The sequence below is a fragment of the Streptomyces sp. NPDC054956 genome, from assembly GCF_053609185.1.
In genome coordinates this window covers 1-14645 of record NZ_JBSGXB010000192.1, presented here as the reverse complement: position 1 = coordinate 14645, position 14645 = coordinate 1, and the positions used below count along the sequence as shown (strand labels likewise).

The window sequence follows — 14645 nt, the reverse complement described above, 5'->3', positions numbered from 1 at the left end:
GGGGCTCCGCCCCGGACCCCGCGCCTCAAACGCCGGCGGGGCTGGATCTGCCCGCGCGTCAAGCGCCGGCGGGGCTGGATCTGCCCGAGCCCCACACGCTCGTGGGGCTGGATTTGCCTTCGGTGGCTCCGGAGGCGGGGGCTCCCGTGTACGTGCCCGCGACGGAGCTCGTGCAGGGGGATGCCGAAGTCGTGCGGGCCGTGGGTTGGGTGTTGCGGGACTTTGCCGTGGTCGGTGGGCTCGACGAGGCCGAGGCCTTGGTGGCCGCGCGGCCCGGTCTCGTGGCGGTGACCGCCGACGGGGACGTGCTCGGGGCGCACCTCGCGCACGGGGGGTCCGCCGGGGTGCCCAGCCTGATCGAGGTGCAGGCGGCCGTGGACGAGGCCGCCGCGGAGCTGGCCCGGCTGGACGGGCAGTGCCTGGAGCTGGCTGACGAGAAGGAGGCCGCCGACACGCGCCGGGCCGAGGCCGGTGCACGTGTCGAGGAGCTCGGGGAGCTGCGCAGGGCCGCCGAACAGGCGCGGGCCGGAGTCGCGCAGCAGCTCGGGCGGCTCGCCGGGCAGGCGAAGGGGGCGCTGGGCGAGGCCGAGCGTGCCGCCGCGGCCGCGGCCAAGGCCCAGGACGCGCTGGAGCAGGCGCTGGCCGATGTGGAGGAGTGCGCGGAACGGCTCGCCGTCGCCGAGGAGATGCCGGTCGAGGAGGAGCCGGACACCTCCCGCAGGGACCGGCTCGCGGCCGACGGGGCGAACGCGAGGCAGACCGAGATGGAGGCCCGGCTCCAGCTCAGGACCCACGAGGAGCGGGTCAAGGGCCTTGCTGGACGGGCCGATTCCCTCGATCGTGGTGCCCGCGCCGAGCGGGAGGCCCGCGCCCGGGCCGAGCGCCGCCGGGCCCGGCTGCGCCACGAGGCCGAGGTGGCGGGAGCCGTCGCCGACGGGGCCCGGCAGCTGCTCGCGCACATCGAGGTGTCGCTGACCCGCGCGGCCGAGGAGCGCACGGCCGCCGAGTACGCGAAGGGCCTGCGCGAGCGCGAACTCGGCGAGGCCCGGACCAGGGGCCGCGACCTCAAGGGCGAGCTCGACAAGCTCACGGACTCCGTGCACCGCGGCGAGGTGCTCGGTGCCGAGAAGCGCATGCGGATCGAGCAGGTGGAGAGCCGCGCGCTGGAGGAGTTCGGGATCGCGGCGGCGGGACTCGTCGCCGAGTACGGGCCCGACCAGCCGGTACCGCCGAGCCCGTCCGCGGACGGGGAGGAACCGGACGCGCAAGCCGCGCCGGGACCCTTCGTACGGGCCGCGCAGGAGAAGCGGCTGAAGGCCGCCGAACGCGCCTACCAGCAGCTCGGCAAGGTCAACCCGCTGGCGCTGGAGGAGTTCGCGGCGCTGGAGGAGCGGCACAAGTTCCTCAGTGAACAGCTCGAGGACCTGCGCAAGACCCGTGCCGATCTCCTCCAGGTCGTGAAGGAGGTCGACGCGCGGGTCGAGCAGGTCTTCACGGAGGCCTACCGGGACACGGCCCGGCAGTTCGAGGGGGTGTTCTCCAGGCTGTTCCCGGGCGGCGAGGGCCGGCTGATCCTCACCGATCCCGACAACATGCTGACGACGGGCGTCGACGTGGAGGCCCGCCCGCCGGGCAAGAAGGTCAAGCGGCTGTCGCTGCTCTCGGGCGGCGAGCGCTCGCTGACCGCCGTGGCGCTGCTGGTCTCCATCTTCAAGGCCAGGCCCAGCCCGTTCTACGTGATGGACGAGGTGGAGGCCGCGCTCGACGACACCAACCTGCAGCGGCTGATCCGGATCATGGAGGAGCTCCAGGAGAGCTCGCAGCTGATCGTGATCACCCACCAGAAGCGGACGATGGAGGTCGCCGACGCGCTCTACGGGGTCTCGATGCAGGGCGACGGCGTCTCGAAGGTCATCAGCCAGCGGCTGCGCTGACCCGCTCCGGCCCCTCACCCGTTCGGCCCCGCCGCCGGTCTCCGAGTGGTGCCCGATCTTGACCTGTGCGCCACTGGAGGGGTCACCGACAGCAGCCGGGCACGCAGGAGCAGACCTTGACCAGCAGCAGCACAGCGCGGGCCTCGGCGTCAGGCGGCGGCCCCGCGTCCCAGCCCGACCACCTCGGGCACGTCATCTTCATCACCGCGGCCGCCGCCATGGGCGGGTTCCTCTTCGGCTACGACAGCTCCGTCATCAACGGCGCCGTCGTAGCGATCAGGGACCGCTTCGACGTCGGGGCCGGCACCCTCGCCCAGGTGATCGCCGCCGCGCTGATCGGCTGCGCCTTCGGCGCCGCCACCGCCGGCCGCATCGCCGACCGGATCGGCCGCATCCGCTGCATGCAGATCGCCGCCCTCCTCTTCACCGCGAGCGCCATCGGCTCCTCCCTGCCCTTCGCCCTCTGGGACCTGGCCCTGTGGCGGGTCATCGGCGGCTTCGGCATCGGCATGGCCTCCGTCATCGGCCCGGCCTACATCGCCGAGGTGTCCCCGCCGGCGTACCGGGGCCGGCTGGCCTCCTTCCAGCAGGCGGCGATCGTCATCGGCATCGCCGTCTCCCAGCTCGTCAACTGGGGGATCCTCAACCTCGCGGGCGGCGAGCAGCGCGGAAAGATCGGCGGCCTGGAGGCCTGGCAGTGGATGCTCGGCGTCATGGTCGTCCCGGCCGTGCTCTACGGGCTGATGTCCTTCGTCATCCCGGAGTCCCCGCGCTTCCTGATCTCCGTAGGACGCGACGCGGAGGCCCGGAAGGTCCTCGCCGAGGTCGAGGGCACGCACGTCGACCTCGACGCGCGGGTCGCGGACATCGAGCACGCCATGCGCTCCGAGCACAAGTCCACCTTCAAGGACCTGCTGGGCGGGAGGGCCGGCTTCCTGCCGATCGTGTGGATCGGCATCGGCCTGTCGGTCTTCCAGCAGCTCGTCGGCATCAACGTGATCTTCTACTACAGCTCCTCGCTGTGGCAGTCGGTCGGCATCGACCCGAGCGCCTCGTTCCTGTACTCCTTCGAGACCTCGGTCGTGAACATCATCGGCACGGTGATCGCGATGATCTTCGTGGACCGCATCGGCCGCAAGCCGCTCGCGCTGATCGGCTCCGCCGGCATGGCGATCTCGCTGGGCCTGGCCGCCTGGGCCTTCTCGGCCAAGTCCGGCTCCGGGGACGACATCGCGCTGCCGCACGCGCAGGGCATCGTGGCCCTGGTCGCGGCCAACTGCTTCGTCCTCTTCTTCGCGCTGTCCTGGGGCGTGGTGGTCTGGGTGCTGCTCGGGGAGATGTTCCCCGGCCGCATCCGCGCCGCCGCCCTCGGCGTGGCGGCCGCGGCCCAGTGGATCGCCAACTGGGTCATCACGGTGTCGTTCCCGACGCTGTCGGACTGGAACCTGTCCGGCGCGTACATGATCTACACCTTCTTCGCCCTGCTCTCGATCCCCTTCATCCTCAAGTGGGTGCCGGAGACCAAGGGCAAGGCGTTGGAGGAGATGGGCTGACCCGCCGCTCGCAGCCTCAGCCCTTGAGCCGGGGCAGTACCTGCTCGCACAGCAGCTGCAGGCTCCGCCAGCCCTCGTCGACGGGCATCCCGCCGCAGAGCGGGTGCAGCACCAGGTTCCCCGCCTCGCCGGCGCCGCGGGCGTACGCGACCGCCTCGTCGGGGGTCAGGATGCGGTAGACCCCCTCCGCCCGGAGCTCCTCCACCGTGTGCGCGCCCGACCGTACGGCGCTGCGGATGTCCTTGGACTGCCAGGACGCGTACATCCCGGCCTCGTGGAGGAAGCGCTCGCCGTACTCGGCCCAGGCCCGGTCCGGGTCCTCGGCGATGTGCAGCAGCGGGGTCTCGGCCGCCGGCATCATGCAGAAGCCCTCGGTGCCGTACTCCGCGAGCTTGGCGTTGTAGTACGCCTCCAGCTCGGGCAGGTGCGCGCTGGGGAAGAACGGCAGCCCCAGCCGGGCCGCGCGGCGGGCCGCCGCCTCGGAACTGCCGCCGACCAGGAGCAGCGGGTGCGGCTGGGTGAACGGCCGCGGGGTGACCCGTACGGTCCGGCCCCGGAACTCGAACGGCTCGCCGGTCCACGCCTTCAGCAGGGTCTCCAGGAGCTCGTCCTGGAGCTTGCCGCGCCGGCCCCACTCCACGCCGTGCTGCTCGTACTCCTCGGGCCGGTAGCCGATGCCGGCCACCGTGACGAGGCGGCCGCCGCTGAGCAGGTCCAGTACGGCGATGTCCTCGGCGACCTTCAGTGGGTCGTACAGCGGGCCGATGATCGCCGAGACGGTGACGGCGATCCGGCGGGTGGCGCCGAAGACCGCGCCCGCGAAGGCGAAGGGGGAGGGCAGCCAGTTGTTCTCGGTGCCGTGGTGCTCCTCCGTCTGGATGGTGTCGATGCCGCGGTCGTCCGCGTACTTCGCCATCTCCAGCGCGGCCTTGTACCGGGCGGAGAGGGTTTCCGGGGTGCCGTTCGGGTCGATCAGGTTGAACCGGGCCACGGTGATGGGCATGGAGAAGTCCCCCTTCGCCGGATGTGGGTGGGCGGGCGAAGGGGGACGTTAGCTGACGTGGCGTCAGTTGGACAGGGCTCCGGCGGGGACCGGGTCCTGCGCCGGAGCCGCGTCCGCCGGAGCGGGGGATGCGGCCGGGGTGCGGGGCAGCACCGCGTACAGCGCCGCCGAGGTGACGATGCCCGCCGCCCAGCCCAGGCCGTTCTCGCCGATCCACGTGGTGGCCAGCGGGCCGCTGAACCAGTCGACCTTCGTGAACAGCAGGCCCACCACCAGGGCCAGGCCCCAGGCGGTCATCGCCTGCCAGGCGAAGCCGCCCCGGTACCAGTAGGCGCTGGTCCGCGTGGTGTCCAGGAGCGCGGCGCCGTCGTAGGACGGCCGGCGCAGCATGTCCACGCCGAAGACGCCGATCCATGCGGAGAAGGCCACGGCCAGCAGTGTCAGGAAGGAGATGAACGAGCCGAAGAAGCTGGTCGCGACCACCATCAGCAGGAAGCCGAAGGCCAGGCTGATGACGGCGTTGACGCTGACCGCCGCCGCGCGCGGGACCTTGATGCCGAGGGTCTGAGCGGTGAAGCCGGCCGAGTACATGGACATCGAGTTGATGAGCAGCATGCCGACGAGTGCGATCAGCAGGTACGGGACCGCGATCCAGGTCGGCAGCAGCTCGCCGATGAAGGACACCGGGTCCTGCGCGGTGGCGAGGTCGGGGGTGGCGACCGCCATCACCGCGCCCATCAGCACCATCGGGATCACGACGACGGCCGCGCCGCCGATGGTCGCGCCGACCATGCCCTTGGCGGAGGCGGTGCGCGGCAGGTAGCGGGTGAAGTCGGGGCCGGAGGGGACCCAGCTGATGCCGCCGGCCGCGATGGTGCCGATGCCCGCGACCATCATCGCGGTGGAGCCGGCGGGCTTGGAGAAGACGGCCGACCAGTCGGTCTCGGCGATCAGGTACCCCAGCACGAGCACGCTGAACGCGCCGAAGAGGTACGTGGACCACTTGGAGCAGACGCGCAGCGCGTTGATGCCGAGCCCGGAGACCAGGAAGGTGCAGCCGACGAAGAAGAGGAGCGTGACGACGATCAGGGCGGTGTTCTTCTTCACGCCGAAGACCAGGTCGAGGACGGTCAGGACGGCGTAGGCGCCGCTGACCGCGTTGATGGTCTCCCAGCCCCAGCGCGCGACCCAGATCAGGGCCCCGGGGAAGAGGTTGCCGCGCTGGCCGAAGACGGCCCGGGAGAGCGCCATGCCGGGGGCCCCGCCGCGCTTGCCCGCGATGGATATGAGCCCGACGATCCCGTACGAGACCACGGGCGCCGCGATCGCGACGACGAGCACCTGCCAGATGTTCAGCTTGTTGAAGATGACCAGACCGGCGCCCATGGTCAGCAGCAGCACGCTGATGTTGGCCGCGACCCAGGTCGGGACGAGCTCGCGGACCCGGCCGCGGCGCTCGGCGTCCGGTACGGGCTCCAGGCCGCGTGACTCGACGGCGGTCTCGGCAGACATACGTGTACTCCGTGGGGGGAGGCGGGGCGGAGGGGAGTTGCTCATCATCGTAGATTTGCCGCAAAAAGCACAAACAGAGGCTTACGTCCTGGTGTGAACGTCCAAGGTCCACGGCTCCGGGTGCGCGTGGCCGATACTGGGTGGGTTATGACAGACATCCTCATCCTTGCCGTAGTCATCGCCCTGGTCGCGGTCGGCGCCATCAGCGGGCTCGTGGTCAGCAGCCGCAAGAAGAAGCAGCTGCCCCCGGCGCCGCCGAGCACGCCGACCATCACTGCCCCGCCCGCCGAACCGCAGGTGGGGGAGGACGCCGCACCGACGGCGGAAGAGCCGCGCCGCACGATCGAGGAGGTCGCCCTCCCGGAGGCCGGGGCTCCCGTCGCCGAGGCCGCGGTCGAGGTCGCGCCCGAGGCGCCGGCCGAGCCCGAGATCGAGGTGCCCGAGCCCACCGCCGGCCGCCTGGTCCGGCTGCGCGCCCGCCTCGCCCGGTCGCAGAACTCGCTCGGCAAGGGGCTGCTCACGCTGCTCTCCCGCGAGCACCTCGACGAGGACACCTGGGAGGAGATCGAGGAGACCCTCCTCATCGCCGACGTCGGCGTCGCGCCGACCCAGGAGCTGGTGGACCGGCTCCGCGAGCGGGTCAAGGTGCTCGGCACCCGCACCCCCGCCGACCTGCGCGCCCTGCTCAAGGAGGAGCTCGTCGCCCTCCTCGGCACCGACTTCGACCGCGCCGTGAAGACCGAGAGCGGCGTGGACACCCCCGCCGTCGTGATGGTCGTCGGCGTGAACGGTACCGGCAAGACCACGACCACCGGCAAGCTCGCCCGCGTGCTCGTCGCCGACGGCCGCAGCGTCGTGCTCGGCGCGGCCGACACCTTCCGCGCCGCCGCCGCCGACCAGCTCCAGACCTGGGGCGACCGGGTCGGCGCGCGCACCGTGCGCGGCCCCGAGGGCGGCGACCCGGCCTCGATCGCCTACGACGCGGTCAAGGAGGGCATCGCCGAGGGCGCCGACGTGGTGCTCATCGACACCGCCGGCCGTCTGCACACCAAGACCGGCCTGATGGACGAGCTCGGCAAGGTCAAGCGCGTCGTGGAGAAGCACGGCCCGCTCGACGAGGTCCTGCTGGTCCTGGACGCCACCACCGGGCAGAACGGCCTGACCCAGGCCCGCGTCTTCGCGGAGGTCGTGGACATCACCGGCATCGTCCTGACCAAGCTCGACGGCACCGCCAAGGGCGGCATCGTCATCGCCGTCCAGCGCGAGCTCGGCGTCCCGGTCAAGCTCGTCGGCCTCGGAGAGGGCGCGGACGACCTGGCCCCCTTCGAGCCGGAGGCCTTCGTCGACGCCCTGATCGGCGACTGAGCGAAACCCGCGAGCGCCGAGAGCCTCCGAACGGCTTTACGCCGCCCAGTGCCCCCGTGGTCCATCGGACCCGGGGGCGCTGCCGTGTCCGGAGCTAGGACCGGCCCAGCCGGTGGCACAGATAGGCGAGGGTGCCGAGCAGGAGCCGGGCCTGGGGCGGATCCCCGGCCGAGTCCAGCGACGGCGTGCGCAGCCAGCTCACCGGGCCCCGTCCCGCGAAGTCCGACGGGGGAGCGGTGACGTACGAGCCCTTGCCCAGCGCCAGCAGATCCAGCCCGGCGTCGTCCCAGCCCATCCGGTACAGCAGCTGGGGCATCCCGTCGGCGGCGCCCGGGGCCACGAAGAACTGGGCCCGGCCGTCCGGGGTCGCGGTGACCGGGCCCAGCGGCAGGCCCATCCGCTCCAGGCGGACCAGCGCCCGACGCCCGGCCTCCTCGGCCACCTCGATGACGTCGAAGGAGCGGCCGACGGGGAGCAGTACCGCCGCCCCCGGGTAACCGCTCCAGGTCTCGGTGACCTCGTCGAGGGTGGCTCCGGCCGGCACCGTCGGCGCGAGGGCCAGCGGGTGCGCCCCCGGCGCGCCACAATTCGTATGACCGCAGGAGCAGTCGCGGGCGGGTGCCGCGGCGCGGGCGCCGGGGACCACGTCCCAGCCCCACAGTCCGGTGTACTCCGCCACCGCCGTGCACTCCGACGTCCGGCCGCGGCGCCGAGCGCCGGAACGGAACTCCTTGGTGCCGCGGCTGCCGCCGATCGTGAAGCCCATGCCCATGCCCCCTCCAACGGGTCGGACGTGCCGGTGGTTACGACGTCGGCGGAACCGGATGCCGGCCGGGCGCCGTGCCCGGGCGGCCGTGGTCCGCCCCGGTCCGCCCGTCGGGCGCCCGGCGCACTCCTCGCCGCGCGCGCCCCGAGCGCACCTCTGTCCAACCGATCGGTTTCGCCTTCCTGTCAAGTGAATCGCGCCTGGCGGGTGGCGAGTTCATTCGAAGGGGTGGCGAATGGTGGCGTTTCCGGGATCGACCTCGCCGAAGGGGTGATCGTAGGATTACTTTCGGTGCACGAAGAGCGAAGGCAGACTCGTCCGCGGGTATGCCGGAGGCATGGTGTGGAGGACCTGTGAAGGCCCGTACCGTACCGGCCTCCGACGCGGTTTCGTGTCGAAGATGCTGAGGGATGGGGGCGTTCCAGTGAGCGGCAACGGCGCAAGCGGAACGAGCGCGGAATCCGACGCGTCCTGCGCAGAGATGCCGGAGCAGGGGGCCACCGCCCGCAACGAGCAGCTGACCTCGTGGTTCGTGCGCAGCGGCTGGTCCAAGGGCGAGCTCGCCCGCCAGGTCAACCGCCGGGCCCGCCAGATGGGCGCCCACCACATCAGCACGGACACCTCCCGGGTCCGCCGCTGGCTCGACGGCGAACAACCCCGCGAGCCCGTCCCGCGCATCCTCTCCGAGCTGTTCTCCGAACGCTTCGGATCCGTCGTCGCCATCGAGCACCTCGGCCTGCGCACCGCCCACCAGACCCCCTCCGTCTCCGGTGTCGACCTGCCCTGGGCCGGCCCGCAGACCGTCGAGCTGCTCGGCGAGTTCTCCCGCAGCGACCTGATGCTGGCCCGCCGCGGCTTCCTCGGGACCTCGCTCGCCCTGTCCGCCGGCCCCGCCCTCATCGAGCCCATGCAGCGCTGGCTCGTCCCGGTCCCGGCCGCCGACCCGGGCCCGCGCGAGGCGGGGCCGACGGGCGCCCTCGGCGGACACCGGCCGCCCAGGCTCTCCGAGCCCGAGGTCGACCTCCTCGAAGCCACCACCGTGATGTTCCGCCAGTGGGACGCCCAGTGCGGCGGCGGACTGCGCCGCAAGGCCGTCGTCGGCCAGCTCCACGAGGTCACCGACCTGCTCCAGGAGAACCACCCGGCCCCGGTCATGAAACGGCTCTTCAAGGTCGCCGCCGAACTCGCCGAACTCGCCGGCTGGATGAGCTACGACATCGGCCTGCACCCCACCGCGCAGAAGTACTTCGTCCTCGCGCTGCACGCCGCCAAGGAGGGCGGCGACAAGCCGCTCGGCTCGTACATCCTCTCCAGCATGAGCCGCCAGATGATCCACCTGGGCCGCCCCGAGGACGCCCTGGAGCTCATCCACCTCGCCCAGTACGGCAGCCGCGACTGCGCGGGGCCCCGCACGCAGGCCATGCTGTATGCGATGGAGGCCCGCGCCTACGCGAACATGGGCCAGCCCAGCCGCTGCAAGCGGGCCGTCCGGATGGCCGAGGACACCTTCTCCGACGTCGGCTTCGGCGGCGAGCCCGAACCCGACTGGATCCGCTTCTTCTCCGAGGCCGAGCTCAACGGCGAGAACTCCCACTCGTACCGCGACCTGGCCTACGTGGCCGGCCGCAGCCCCATGTACGCCTCCCTCGCCGAACCGGTCATGGCACGCGCCGTCGAGCTGTTCGAGAAGGACGAGGAGCACCAGCGCTCCTACGCCCTCAACCTCATCGGCATGGCCACCGTGCACCTGCTCCAGCGCGAGCCCGAGCAGGCCACCGTCCTCGTCGGCCGCGCCCTGGACGTGGCGGGAAAGGTGCGGTCCGAAAGGGTCAACACCAGGCTGCGCAAAACCGTCGACACCGCCGCCCGTGAGTACGGCGACGTGGCCGACGTGGTGCGCCTGACCGACCACCTCGCCTCCCGGCTCCCCGAAGCCGCGGAGGCCGTCTGACGGCCCTCAGGGCCGCCCCCCAAGGCCCCGGCCGCGGCAGTCACCCCGTGAAGCCCGATCAGGCTCCCCCAGCCAGGTCTCCCCGGGTCACCGCCGCGGCCGGCTGTACGCATGATCCGTTCATGGACGCGTAACACGTACGACCTCTTCGTCATCGACGCGAAACACCCAGCGGCGCCGCCGGAAACCGGCCTGCGCGAATCTCAGGGCCATTAACCGGCCAGCCCCCGGGCCGGCCCCTCAGGCCTGATTGAAAAACCAGCGCCGCTCAGGTTTTCACGATCGCCCGCACGCGAACGTACCGACGACGAGGAGACGCCGATGGCATCAGCCATCACGACCCTCGCGGCAGACGCCCCGACGCTCTCTGCCGCGAACACCGGGTTCATGCTCATCTGCTCCGCCCTGGTCATGCTGATGACCCCGGGACTCGCCTTCTTCTACGGAGGCATGGTCCGCGTCAAGAGCAGCCTCAACATGCTGATGATGAGCTTCATCAGCCTCGGGATCGTCACGATCCTCTGGGTCCTCTTCGGGTTCAGCCTCGCCTTCGGCGCCGACACCGGCTCGGTCATCGGCTGGACCTCCGACTACGTGGGCCTCAGCGGCATCGGGATCACCGAGCTGTGGGACGGCTACACCATCCCCGTCTACGTCTTCGCCGTCTTCCAGCTGATGTTCGCGATCATCACCCCCGCCCTGATAAGCGGTGCGCTGGCCGACCGCGTGAAGTTCAGCGCGTGGGCCCTGTTCATCACCCTCTGGGTCACCATCGTCTACTTCCCCGTCGCCCACTGGGTGTGGGGCGCGGGCGGCTGGCTCTTCGAGCTCGGCGTCATCGACTTCGCCGGCGGTACCGCCGTCCACATCAACGCCGGTGCCGCTGCCCTCGGCGTGATCCTGGTCATCGGCAAGCGCGTCGGCTTCAAGAAGGACCCGATGCGCCCGCACAGCCTCCCGCTCGTGATGCTCGGCGCCGGCCTCCTGTGGTTCGGCTGGTTCGGCTTCAACGCCGGATCCTGGCTCGGCAACGACGACGGCGTCGGCGCGGTCATGTTCGTCAACACCCAGGTCGCCACCGCCGCCGCCATGCTCGCCTGGCTCGGCTACGAGAAGCTGCGCCACGGCTCCTTCACCACCCTCGGCGCCGCCTCCGGCGCGGTCGCGGGCCTCGTCGCCATCACCCCCTCCGGCGGCTCCTGCTCCCCGCTCGGCGCGATCGCCATCGGCGCCATCGCCGGTGTCGTGTGCGCCATGGCCGTCGGCCTGAAGTACAAGTTCGGCTACGACGACTCCCTCGACGTGGTCGGCGTCCACCTCGTCGGCGGTGTCATCGGCTCCCTGCTCGTCGGCCTCTTCGCCACCGGCGGGGTCCAGTCCGACGCGGCCGGCCTCTTCTACGGCGGCGGCCTGGAGCAGCTCGGCAAGCAGGCCGTGGGAGTCTTCTCCGTCCTCGCCTACTCTCTCGTGGCGTCCGCGGTACTCGCCTTCCTCCTCGACAAGACGATCGGGATGCGGGTCACCGAGGACGACGAGGTCTCCGGCATCGACCAGGTCGAACACGCCGAGACCGCCTACGACTTCAGCGGAGCCGGCGGCGGCTCCTCCTCCCGGAGCACCGCCGTACCCGCCCCCGTTGCCGCCGCGAGCAAGAAGGTTGACGCATGAAGCTCATCACCGCGATCGTCAAGCCCCACCGGCTGGACGAGATCAAGGAAGCCCTGCACCGCTACGGAGTCCAGGGACTCACGGTCTCCGAGGCCAGCGGCTACGGCCGCCAGCGCGGACACACCGAGGTCTACCGCGGCGCCGAGTACACCGTGGACCTCGTACCGAAGATCCGCATCGAGGTGCTCGTCGAGGACGGCGACGCCGAGGACGTGATGCGGATCGTCGTGGACGCCGCCCAGACCGGCAAGATCGGTGACGGCAAGGTGTGGAGCATCCCCGTGGACTCGGTCATCCGGGTCCGCACCGGCGAGCGCGGCGCTGACGCGCTCTAGGTGATCGGAGCTACTGGGTGACGAGCGTCGAAGAGACCACGGACGGCGACACGGCCGGCTCGGGACCCAGCGGCTACGCCGCGGCCCGGCTGCGACTCCTCCAGGAGGAGTCGCGGTCCGGGCCTTCCCGGCGTTCGGCCCTGGCCGCCCTGACCGACGACTGGCTGAAGGCGCTGTTCGCCACGGCCGTACGGGAGACGGGCGTGCGGGGCGCCGCCCTCGTCGCCGTCGGCGGCTACGGCCGCGCCGAACTCTCCCCGCGCAGCGACCTCGACCTGGTCCTGCTCCACGACGGCAAGGCCGAACCGCGCGCGCTGGCGGCCCTGGCCGACCGGCTCTGGTACCCCGTCTGGGACCTGGGCCTCGCCCTCGACCACTCGGTCCGCACCCCCGGCGAAGCCCGCAAGGCCGCCACCGAGGACCTCAAGGTGCACCTCGGACTGCTGGACTCCCGGCCCGTCGCGGGCGACGTCGGACTCCTCGCCGGGCTGCGCACCTCCGTGCTGGCCGACTGGCGCAACCAAGCCGCCAAGCGGCTCCCGGCGCTGCACTCCCTGTGCCTCGAACGGGCGGAGCGCGCCGGGGAACTCCGCTTCCTCCTCGAACCCGACCTCAAGGAGGCACGCGGGGGCCTGCGCGACGTCACCGCCCTGCGGGCCGTCGCCGCGTCCTGGCTGGCCGACGCCCCGCGCGAGGGCCTCGCCGAAGCCCGGCGCCGGCTGCTCGACGCCCGCGACGCCCTGCACCTGGTGACCGGCCGCGCCACCGAGCGGCTCTCCCTCCAGGAGCAGACCCCGGTCGCCGCGCAGCTCGGGCTGCTCGACGCCGACGCCCTGCTCAGGGAGGTGTACGAGGCCGCGCGCGTGGTCTCGTACGCCGGTGACGTCACCTGGCGCGAGGTCGGGCGCGTCCTGCGGGCCCGCGCCGCGCGACCGCGGCTGCGCGGCCTGCTGGGCACCCGCGGCGCCGTCACCGAGCGGGCACCGCTCGCCGAGGGGGTCGTGGAGTCCGACGGAGAGGCCGTGCTCGCCCTGGCGGCCCGCCCGGACCGCGATCCGGTGCTGCCGCTGCGGTTCGGCGCGGCGGCCGCGCAGGCGGGCCTGCCCGTCTCGCTGCACGCCGTACGCAGGCTCGCGGCGCAGGCCAGGCCGCTGCCCGTGCCGTGGCCGGCCGAGGCCCGGGAGCAACTGCTGACCCTGCTGGGCGCGGGGGAGCCGACCGTGGCCGTCTGGGAGGCGCTGGAGGCCGAGGGGATCATCACCAAGCTGCTGCCCGACTGGGAGCGGGTGCGCTGCCGCCCGCAGCGCAACCCCGTGCATACCTGGACCGTGGACCGGCACCTGATCGAGACGGCCGTGCGCGCCTCGGAGCTGACCCGCCGGGTGAGCCGTCCCGACCTCCTGCTCATGGCCGCGCTGCTGCACGACATCGGCAAGGGCTGGCCCGGCGACCACTCGGTGGCCGGCGAGACGATCGCGCGCGACGTGGCGCTGCGGGTGGGCTTCGATCCGGAGGACGTCGCCGTACTGGGCGTGCTCGTACGCCACCACCTGCTGCTGATCGACACCGCGACCCGCAGGGACCTGGACGATCCGGCGACGGTGAAATCGGTCGCCGAGGCCGTCGGCTCGGCGGGCACGCTGGAGATACTGCACGCGCTGACGGAGGCCGACGCGCTGGCCACCGGCCCGGCCGCGTGGAGCGCGTGGCGCGGCTCCCTCGTCGCGGACCTGGTCGCGCGGGTCGCCGCCGTGCTGCGCGGGGCGCCGCCGGCGGTCACGGAGCTGGAGATCCCGACCACGGAACAGGAGCGCCTCGCGGTGGAGGCGCTGCGCACCCGGGAGCCGGTGCTGGCCCTGCACGCCCGCCAGGAGGAGGACGCGGTCGGGGTGGAGCTGGTGGTGGCCGTCCCCGACCAGCCGGGGGTGCTGCCCGCGGTGGCCGGCGTACTGGCGCTGCACCGCCTCACGGTGCGGGCTGCGGAGCTGCGCTCGCTGGAGCTCCCGGACCGGCTGGGCGAGGTACTGGTGCTGCGCTGGCGGGTGGCCGCCGAGTACGGGGCCCTGCCCCAGGCGGCCCGGCTGCGCACGGACCTGGTGCGGGCCCTGGACGGCTCGCTCGACGTCCCGGCGAAGCTGGCGGACCGCGAGGCTGCGTACCCGCGGCGGCGCGGGGTGGTCCCGCCGCCGCCCCGGGTCGCGGTGGTCCCGGAGGTCTCCTCCCTGGCCACGGTCCTGGAGGTGCGCGCGCCGGACGCCGTCGGGCTGCTGCACCGGATCGGGCGCGCGCTGGAGTCCTCCGGGGTCCGGGTCCGCAGCGCGCACGTCTCCACGCTGGGGGCCAACGCGGTGGACACGGTGTACGTGGTCGACGCCGACGGCAAACCCCTCGCGGCCCCGGCGGCGGCCGCCCTGGCCGACGCGGTCCAGGCGGCCCTGACGTAGCGGGCCGGCCGCTGCGCGGGGGCTTGCCCCCCCCCCCCCCCGCCCCCGAACGCGGGGGGGGGGCGCCCCCCCCCCCCCCCCCCCCCCCGCCCCGGCGGGGGGGGGACGCCCCCC

General features: G+C 72.6%; 10 protein-coding genes. 7 read left to right on the top strand and 3 right to left on the bottom strand.

Annotation, left to right across the window (positions count from 1 at the left end; genetic code table 11):
* Positions 1-1934: AAA family ATPase (locus ACWGDE_RS25785; RefSeq protein WP_453391404.1), on the top strand; the 1934-nt coding region annotated here is incomplete at its 5' end.
* A gap of 116 nt (positions 1935-2050) precedes the next feature.
* Positions 2051-3487: a sugar porter family MFS transporter gene (locus tag ACWGDE_RS25780; RefSeq protein WP_453391403.1), complete on the top strand. Its 1437-nt coding sequence runs from the start codon at positions 2051-2053 to the stop codon at positions 3485-3487.
* A 16-nt stretch (positions 3488-3503) separates the two neighbouring features.
* Here the strand turns inward: ACWGDE_RS25780 and ACWGDE_RS25775 are convergent, their stop codons facing one another.
* Together ACWGDE_RS25775 and ACWGDE_RS25770 are read right to left on the bottom strand one after the other, a co-directional pair.
* Entirely contained in the window at positions 3504-4490 is a 987-nt protein-coding gene (locus ACWGDE_RS25775; protein WP_453391402.1) for an LLM class flavin-dependent oxidoreductase, read from the bottom strand.
* 63 nt (positions 4491-4553) lie between these two features.
* Positions 4554-6002 carry a cytosine permease gene (locus ACWGDE_RS25770; protein WP_453391401.1) on the bottom strand — a complete coding sequence of 483 codons (1449 nt, stop codon included), beginning with the start codon at positions 6000-6002 and terminating at the stop codon, positions 4554-4556.
* Positions 6003-6149: 147 nt separating this feature from the next.
* Here ACWGDE_RS25770 and ftsY point away from each other — a divergent pair, with 147 nt between their 5' ends.
* A complete protein-coding gene (gene ftsY / locus ACWGDE_RS25765; protein ID WP_453391400.1) occupies positions 6150-7367 on the top strand; it encodes a signal recognition particle-docking protein FtsY in 1218 nt (405 codons plus the stop codon).
* A 94-nt stretch (positions 7368-7461) separates the two neighbouring features.
* On the opposite strand, the gene ACWGDE_RS25760 is transcribed toward ftsY, so the two are convergent.
* Entirely contained in the window at positions 7462-8133 is a 672-nt protein-coding gene (locus ACWGDE_RS25760; protein WP_453391399.1) for a bifunctional DNA primase/polymerase, read from the bottom strand.
* A 424-nt stretch (positions 8134-8557) separates the two neighbouring features.
* Between ACWGDE_RS25760 and nsdA the strand changes: the two genes are divergently transcribed.
* The 4 genes from nsdA (at position 8558) to ACWGDE_RS25740 (ending at position 14531) form a co-directional block, all read left to right on the top strand.
* Positions 8558-10084 carry a transcriptional repressor NsdA gene (gene nsdA / locus ACWGDE_RS25755; RefSeq protein WP_453391398.1) on the top strand — a complete coding sequence of 509 codons (1527 nt, stop codon included), beginning with the start codon at positions 8558-8560 and terminating at the stop codon, positions 10082-10084.
* Between the two features lie 321 nt (positions 10085-10405).
* Positions 10406-11752: an ammonium transporter gene (locus tag ACWGDE_RS25750; protein WP_453391397.1), complete on the top strand. Its 1347-nt coding sequence runs from the start codon at positions 10406-10408 to the stop codon at positions 11750-11752.
* The gene (locus tag ACWGDE_RS25745; protein WP_214947857.1) at positions 11749-12087 is read left to right on the top strand and encodes a P-II family nitrogen regulator; all 339 of its coding nucleotides are present in this window, start codon (positions 11749-11751) and stop codon (positions 12085-12087) included. The genes ACWGDE_RS25750 and ACWGDE_RS25745 overlap by 4 nt, the downstream gene beginning before the upstream one ends.
* 17 nt (positions 12088-12104) lie before the next feature.
* Positions 12105-14531, top strand: a complete 2427-nt coding sequence (locus tag ACWGDE_RS25740; protein ID WP_453391396.1) for a [protein-PII] uridylyltransferase — start codon at positions 12105-12107, stop codon at positions 14529-14531.
* Positions 14532-14645 lie beyond the last annotated feature (114 nt).

Coding starts and splice junctions, on each gene's coding strand:
- ACWGDE_RS25745 (WP_214947857.1), top strand. CDS start 11,749: ATGAAGCTCATCACCGCGATCGTCAAGCCCCACCGGCTGGACGAGATC.
- ACWGDE_RS25760 (WP_453391399.1), bottom strand. CDS start 8,133: ATGGGCTTCACGATCGGCGGCAGCCGCGGCACCAAGGAGTTCCGTTCC.
- ACWGDE_RS25750 (WP_453391397.1), top strand. CDS start 10,406: ATGGCATCAGCCATCACGACCCTCGCGGCAGACGCCCCGACGCTCTCT.
- ACWGDE_RS25770 (WP_453391401.1), bottom strand. CDS start 6,002: ATGTCTGCCGAGACCGCCGTCGAGTCACGCGGCCTGGAGCCCGTACCG.
- ACWGDE_RS25775 (WP_453391402.1), bottom strand. CDS start 4,490: ATGCCCATCACCGTGGCCCGGTTCAACCTGATCGACCCGAACGGCACC.
- ftsY (WP_453391400.1), top strand. CDS start 6,150: ATGACAGACATCCTCATCCTTGCCGTAGTCATCGCCCTGGTCGCGGTC.